This is a genomic window from Brumimicrobium mesophilum (assembly GCF_003025005.1).
Taxonomy (GTDB): domain Bacteria; phylum Bacteroidota; class Bacteroidia; order Flavobacteriales_D; family Crocinitomicaceae; genus Brumimicrobium; species Brumimicrobium mesophilum.
Map to the genome: position 1 here is coordinate 172,678 of NZ_PVSS01000007.1, position 7,278 is coordinate 179,955.

A 7,278-nucleotide genomic window follows, 5' to 3' on the forward strand; every position below is an offset into this window, starting at 1 on the left:
TTAAAAATAATCGAATTAGCTGATTTAGCTGAATTTTTGATGAGAAAATTCAATTTCGTGCCTATAATTATATTAATAGGAATTGTCAAATTTGGAATTAAATGTAGACTAAAAAAATATTGTATGACCACTAGATGGAATCTCGCGGCAGCTTACAATTTTTTTTTAGTCACTGGTAACTACCTAACAAGTCCAATTAAAAAAAGAGATCCCTCGTCGCTCTGCTCTGTCGGGATGACTAGTAGTTAGTTTTTCAAGTCGGCAAAAATGTTCTTCAAGCTCGGCTTGATGAACATTTTTGCCGAAAATCTACCGTACAGGCTGTCATTCCTCGGTATTTTAATTCTTACCAAAGAATTAAAATGCCGAGGAATCTCTTTTGAAGATTATTTGAAGAGAAAATTCAATTTCGTGCCGATAATTATAGGAATAGGAATTGTCAAATTTATAATTAATTGTAGACTAAAAAATATTGTATGACCACGAGATGGAGCCTCGCGATAGCTTACAATTTTTATAAAATTCTTAATTCTTAATTATTCCATTCGTAATTGTCTATCTAACAAGTCCTATCAAAACTTCGTCGTAGGTAGTATAGAATCGATCAAAGCCAACAAGTAATGGGATGAAAAAGCCAAATATCTTATCTTGATCTTCTTTTACATACATGTTTACATCTTCCAAAGTCCAAGAAATTCTAGAGATGGTTTGACCTGCGCTATTGTATGCTGTTTCCTCCCAAAGTCCTGATGAATTCATTTCTTCCTCCATCACTTTTTTGAGTTCCGTCATTTGTTCCCAAATTATTGCACGAACTCCATCGTCTTTTGCTTGCACGTCGATGGAAAATCTAGCGATTTCGGTGTCAGTGTGTAATCTAACGTATAATTGTTTGAGATGAGTAGGGTAGTTTACCCAGTTCACTTTTTTCCCGTTTGCACCTTTATTTACTCCAGCTTGTTCTTTGAATCTTGTCCAAAATGCTGCGTTTACTGTTTTTTGTTCTTCTTTTGTAAACATATTTAGTTGTTAAGCCAATAAATAAACTTTCCCCAAAGTGTGGTAGGAGCTTCTTTTTTCTGAACAGTTTTTTTCGGTTCAGATTTAGCAGTTCCTTTAGCAGTTGGTTTCGTTTTTGATTTCTTCGGTGCTTTTTTAGATGCACGTTCTTCCATCATTCGTTGGTAATTGGCTTTCTTTTTTTCTTTCTCTTTTTCCTTCTGTTTTTTCAGTTCGTCACGGTACTCTTTTTGAGCTAAGTTACGTTCTTCTTCATAAGTAAGAGACTTTCTGTTTTTATTTCCTTGTGGTTTTTTTACCTTTTTCTTAACCGGCTTTTTTTCTTGTTCAACTGGTTTTTCTTCTTTGACAGGAGTTTCTATTGCCGTTTTCTCTTCAGTAGACTCTGCTTTATCAACCTCTTCGACCTTCTTTTCCTGTGAAGAATCATGCTCAACTTCAGTGTTTTCTGATTCCGGCAGAACTGAGTCTTTAGCTTCAGTGTCCTCCTCAGTTTTTGATTCTTCAGTTTTTTTACCAGGTAAATCAATTTTACCAACAACTTTTAATCCTCGAACTTCAACTTTTGGAATTTTGATTACGCCATCCTCAATATTCAGTTCTGGAGTTTCTTCATTAACGTTGGAAGTTTCTGTTTCCAATGATTTTTCAGGTTCCTTTAAATTCTCATCATCTTTAATTTCTTCATTTGTGTCCTCAAGTTCAGACCCTTCAGTGAATTCTTTAGTTTGAATTCTTTCCGACTTTTCTGATTGAATTTCAGTGTTCTGAGCTGTGTATGAAGTGGTTTTAGCGTGAGTTTCTTCTTCAGTTTTCAATTCTTCCTTCACACTAAAATTTTCTATGATGTCATTTACATAAGCATCAGGAATTTTAGTGTTAGGAGCATGAACGATTTGATCTTCAAATTTTTGATCAACAAAAGCAACAACTTCAGAAGTTTTTACTTTTAATTTTCTAGCTATTTGAGCGAGTCTCATAATTGAATAATTTTTGTTAAAGATACATTTTATACCAACTTTATTATCGAATGTTCAACAGAATTCTTTAGAAAAAGGTATTTAAAATCAAATATAATAATTACAGTATAGAGTTTACCGATAAAAATCGGCACAGGTTGAGTTGGTAGTATTGAGTCTAACATCTATAAACTAATATCCCTATCATACTTGCTCTTAAAATACCAGCGGTAAAGTAAAATTAAAACAGACTGCTTAATATATGGCGCTCGAATCTCTTCATCAGTTAGTTCATGTTTGTACAAGTCAAAGAAATAGTGAATTGAAATATCTTCTTCCTTTTCAATTTCAGCATTTATTTTTCTCGCGACATTGAAATAATTTGTTTTCGTAATTTGAAGAGAATCTATAGCGAATAGAGATTCAGCACATCCAATTATATTCGAAGGATTTTTATAAAGTGCCGTATTGTTAAAATCTTCTTTCTTTAATGGAGGTTTGAAATAATCATTGACTGCCAAACTATCAAATAGTACTTTATAAGCAGCACCAGTTGTATCAGAAATATGACCTTCCCTTAATAGTAAAAGCTCAAATTCATTTAAAAGCGGAGTTATTTCAACATCATAATTGAGGTAATAATCTTCGAAACAAACTTGCAGGTAGGTGTAAGTTTCAAAGTCTTTCACTTTTTCTGGTGATTGGCAAGCAGTTAAGATTGAAATTAAGAGAAGAATTGGCAGTAATTTAATCATGAAAGTAATCCAAGTTTAGTACAGGACGAAGGTAATGAATTTTGAAATAGGGGAGAATAATATCAGTAATAGATTGTTGTTGGTTTAAAGGAAAAGGTTTTAATTTTCCCTTTTTATAAATAAAACGCTATTTTTAGATAATGTAAACTCTAAAAAACAAACTATATTGAATATTTTCATCAAAATATTATTTTTTTCTTTTGTATTGCTTGGTGCATTTCAAAGTAAGGCCCAAAACGGCTTTCAAAAGGTGTATGACCACCATGAAATAGACACCTTTTCATTAATCAGTGACATTTACCTACAAGATTCGGTTCCTTACCTCACTTTGGGATCTTGAGGTGGAAATCCTTACCGCATCAACTTCCGTTTTGGTAAAGTGAATGCGCAGGGCGATTATGAAAACATTTTGGAATATTATGATGTGGGGCACTTGCAACGCAGTATGTACAGTTTTGTGGAACTAGATACAAATTTTCGAGGAAATTTAGTGAATTGCTATAAAGATCTTTCCAATTTTGCAAACAGTTTTCGCCTCATTGAGTACGACCTCAATGGACAAATCTATTTAGATACGGTGTATAGCGATTTCTGGACAGAAGATAGTTTGATTTTTTCTGATCATTCAAAGTTACTTCATTTATCAGATTCAAGTTATTTGTTGAACTTAAATTATACAAATTCAAAAGAATCTAGTCCAACTTTTAATGTCACAGGAACGCTGTTGTTGCGGATTGATTTTGATGGGACGATTCGATGGACAAAAGAAATTTACAATGATATAAATCCAGAGAAGATAAAAAGTGGAGCAAGAAACCTTATAGACATGAAGGACGGAACTTTTATGCTGCATTATATGGATGTTAAGCATTTTGCGCCCTCGTTAGGGGAAATGAATTGGGCGGTACAAAAGTTTTTACGGATTGACGCAGATGGAAACACCATTTCAGAAAAGCAGTTTCAAGACGGGCAATATTGCTATGCAATTAAGGGGTCTTATTTTGATGAGGATACAATTTATTTGAATTATTATGACTCCAAATTATTTGGCGACCCTCCCAATAGCGATCGCTTTAAGCATAAGCCTATGCTCGAACGAATAGACGAAAATATGGACACGGTGTGGCGCATGCAATTATCCAAATTTTGGCATGAAGGTGTGAGTATTTACAACAGTATAAATAAATTTCGTAAAGTAGATGATTCCACTTTTGTTGCTGCGTATAAATACTCAGAGGTAATTGAATATCTTGAAAGATACTATGTTGCAGTTAGGATTTTGAATTTTTCAACGGATGGAGAGGTGAATTGGTACAGAGATTATCATTATTATGAATTAGATTCACTTAATGATCCAGATTACCGCATTGCAGATTTAGAAGTAATGCCTGATGGTGGTTTAATTTTGGGAGGTGAGGTGTTAAATTATCAACGTTTCAACGATAACGTTCCTTATCAGTTTGCGTATTTACTGCGCACCAATTGTTTGGGTTATTTAAGTCCACCAAGTGCAGCCTTGAGTTATGAAAACGAAGGGCGGCAGGTGCATTTTACCAACACAAGCATGAATGCAGGTCGTTATACCTATTATTTCGGAGATGGAGATTCACTGCACACCACAGAGCATGTAGATTCTGTTTTGCATACTTATGAAAATAATGGAAGTTATACGGTTACGCTCATAGCGCATGGATGCAATGGCGTGGCAGACACCCTAAGTTTTAATCTTGCCGTAAAACAATAAAACACCTATGGCAACATTGGAGATAACTATTTTAATCTTTATCCTAATCCTGTGGATCAAGGTGGCTTAATCACTATTGAGACAGGAAACATTGATAGAGGAGAATTGAGGTTTTATGACATGCTGGGTAAATTTCTAAAATCAGTTCCGCTACCACAGAAGAAGAGCATTTATTTTATTCAACATAATTTTGCTTCAGGAACTTATTCTGTTCAACTTTTTTAGGAGGGTAAGTTGTTGCAGCGCAAGAAGTTGGTGGTGCGGTGATTTAGCTTAACTTCAAGAGAGATTACTTAACTTTTCAGTTCGCTTGAAACATCTGAAATAGTTTAAAAACTAACTTCTATTTCTCTTAATGTCTAATTATTATTCTTTTTAAAGTTTTTTTCATAAGTTTGATGAAACAAGTCCAATTTAAAAAATACCTGCATATTTTAACATGGGGAAATTATCACTACTATTCATTTTGCTGTTGAGTATCACTTATACTCATGCGCAAGAGATTTGTGATAATGGAATTGATGATACAGGTAATGGACTAATTGACCTTAATGATCCAGAGTGTGATTGTGCAGGACTAGGTCTTCCTCAAAACATTCCGAATTTAATACCAAATCCATCTTTCGAAGATTACAGTGCATGTCCCACAAATGATTCACAAATGCATTTAGTAGATGATTGGGTTGATGCTTCTTGGAGTGATTCTGAATACTTTAATTGTGGATTCATTAATCCAGTTGTCAATGCAGCTAATATTTCGGCTCCACACGGAACTGCTTTTGTCGGTTCAAGAATTAAAATTCAATGGAAGGAATATCTTGCTGTTTGTCTAAATAGTCCATTGCTTGCAGGTGAAACATATAAACTTGCTTTTTATGTTGCATCACTTAGTCTCAGTATTCCTGATCCATCATGGCCTAACTGTGGAACTAGTTATGGTGCAATTGATCTCACTATATATGGCGCGAGCAATTGTGGAACTCTTCCATTGCAAACAAATGATGTGTGTCCAATATGGGCAAGCAGTGCATGGAATATAATAGGAGTCAAAACATATTTACCTAATCCAAATTGGGAGATTCTTACGATAGAAATTACTCCAACTGTTGATATTAATGAGATAATTATAGGTTCTCCTTGTATATTGCCACCGGAGTACCATTTTTTACAGTGCTTAGATCCCTATTTTTTATTTGACAATTTTATTCTCGCTCCCAAAGATTCTTTTAATTCACTTGAAATTAGTGAACAGGGGTATCTCTGTACAGATGATTTGGTTTTAAATGTAACTTCTGATTCTTTAGGGGGCGATTGGCAATGGTACTACGACGGTGTTGCAATTCTTGGTGAGACAAATGCAACTTTTGATGTTTCAAACAATAGTTATGGATATGGGAATTATTCAGTGCGATATAATTTGGGTGGAAATTGTGAAATTGAAAATTTCAATGTGAATGCCCCTCAAATTCCTGTTGCTAATTTTGAATATCTGGATGTGTGCTTGGGTGAAGAAATCGACTTTTTGGATTCTTCAGTAATTGATACCTCTGGAGGAGACTTTATTAATTCATGGGAATGGGATTTTGGAAATGGAGCGACTTCCAATGTTCAAAATCCAATCTTTGATTACACGGCAACAGGTGATTATTTTGTTAAGTTAAAAGTGGTTGGAAGTAACGCTTGTGAAGACTCGATTTCAAAAACAATTACTGTTCATTCAAAACCCATTGCGAATTTTGAAGTTGATACAGTATGTAATGAAGACCCAAGTAATTTTGTAAATCTCAGCCTTGAAAATGGAGGTGCTTCGATCAATAATTGGAGTTGGGACTTTGATGATGGTAATTTAGCCAATGTAGAAAATCCTTCGCACGATTATGTAAATGATAGCATATATTCGGTTCGATTAATTGTTGAAAATAATATGGGTTGTAGAGACACATTGATAAAAGATGTAACGGTTTGGCCAATTCCCGAAGTTGATTTTTTATCTCCGAATGTGTGTTTGGAGAATGAAACAGATTTCACAGATTTATCATCAATTTCAAATACAGTTCCCAATAATTCATTGCTCGAATGGGAATGGGATTTTGGAGAAGGAACTTCAAGCAATTTGCAGAATCCAATTCATGAATATTCAAATGATGGAACATTTAACGTCAATCTGAAAGTAACTTCAAACAATGGCTGTAAAAATGAAATAAGTAAATCTGTAATTGTTCATCCTTTACCTGAAGTGAGTTTTGTGGGGAATGAATTAGAAGGTTGTTCTCCGATTTGTCCTGAAATTAATTCCACAACAATTATTAATTCTCCTTCGACTATTTCTAATTTAGAATGGACACTATCTGATGGGAATATTTACAATGGGAATGTTCTTTCAGAGTGTTTTGAAAGTTCAATTGATGATTCAAGGTTTTATGATATTACTTTAACAGCGACTTCAAACGAAGGTTGTATTTCAGAGCATACAGAAAATAATTACATTGNGATAATTACCTTGCAATTCATCACAATCCAATTGCTGATTATTATAATAGTCCAGAAGAACTTAGCGTCATAGTGACGAAAGTAGAATTTTATAACACTTCTTCTTATGCTGATTCTTATGATTGGAGCTTTGGAAATTTAGGATCTTCAAATGATGTTAATCCGATTTTCACTTTTCCTTCTGAATATGGGATGCATCAAATAGAATTAGTTGCAAAAACGAATGAAAACTGCACAGATACATTAATTAAAATCATTGAGGTTTTAGACAAAATAATTTTCTACATTCCCAATACATTCACACCCGACA

The 7,278-nt window shown here is 34.0% G+C and carries 6 protein-coding genes; 3 read left to right on the forward strand and 3 right to left on the reverse strand.

Features of this window, described 5'->3' with window-relative positions:
- Positions 1 to 555 precede the first annotated feature (555 nt).
- The 3 genes from C6368_RS09250 to C6368_RS09260 form a co-directional block, all read right to left on the reverse strand.
- On the reverse strand, positions 556 to 1,020 hold the full coding sequence (locus tag C6368_RS09250; protein ID WP_107038910.1) for a DUF4268 domain-containing protein: 465 nt from the start codon (positions 1,018 to 1,020) through the stop codon (positions 556 to 558).
- A gap of 2 nt (positions 1,021 to 1,022) precedes the next feature.
- A complete protein-coding gene (locus tag C6368_RS09255; protein WP_107038911.1) occupies positions 1,023 to 2,000 on the reverse strand; it encodes a hypothetical protein in 978 nt (325 codons plus the stop codon).
- 164 nt (positions 2,001 to 2,164) lie between these two features.
- Complete coding sequence (locus C6368_RS09260; RefSeq protein ID WP_107038912.1) at positions 2,165 to 2,734, reverse strand: hypothetical protein; 570 nt, start codon at positions 2,732 to 2,734, stop codon at positions 2,165 to 2,167.
- A gap of 379 nt (positions 2,735 to 3,113) precedes the next feature.
- On the opposite strand from C6368_RS09260, the gene C6368_RS09265 reads away from it, so the two are divergent.
- The 3 genes from C6368_RS09265 (at position 3,114) to C6368_RS09275 (ending at position 7,041) form a co-directional block, all read left to right on the forward strand.
- Positions 3,114 to 4,478, forward strand: coding sequence for a PKD domain-containing protein (locus tag C6368_RS09265; protein ID WP_159038526.1), 1,365 nt, complete (start codon positions 3,114 to 3,116; stop codon positions 4,476 to 4,478).
- Positions 4,479 to 4,493: 15 nt separating this feature from the next.
- On the forward strand, positions 4,494 to 4,703 hold the full coding sequence (locus C6368_RS17635) for a T9SS type A sorting domain-containing protein (protein ID WP_107038914.1): 210 nt from the start codon (positions 4,494 to 4,496) through the stop codon (positions 4,701 to 4,703).
- A gap of 436 nt (positions 4,704 to 5,139) precedes the next feature.
- Positions 5,140 to 7,041, forward strand: coding sequence for a PKD domain-containing protein (locus C6368_RS09275; protein ID WP_449374862.1), 1,902 nt, complete (start codon positions 5,140 to 5,142; stop codon positions 7,039 to 7,041).
- The last annotated feature ends 237 nt before the right edge of the window (positions 7,042 to 7,278 follow it).

What these genes read in the sequence shown, in the direction of transcription:
- C6368_RS09260 (WP_107038912.1), bottom strand. Translation starts at nt 2,734, where the DNA reads ATGATTAAATTACTGCCAATTCTTCTCTTAATTTCAATCTTAACTGCT.
- C6368_RS09250 (WP_107038910.1), bottom strand. Translation starts at nt 1,020, where the DNA reads ATGTTTACAAAAGAAGAACAAAAAACAGTAAACGCAGCATTTTGGACA.
- C6368_RS09255 (WP_107038911.1), bottom strand. Translation starts at nt 2,000, where the DNA reads ATGAGACTCGCTCAAATAGCTAGAAAATTAAAAGTAAAAACTTCTGAA.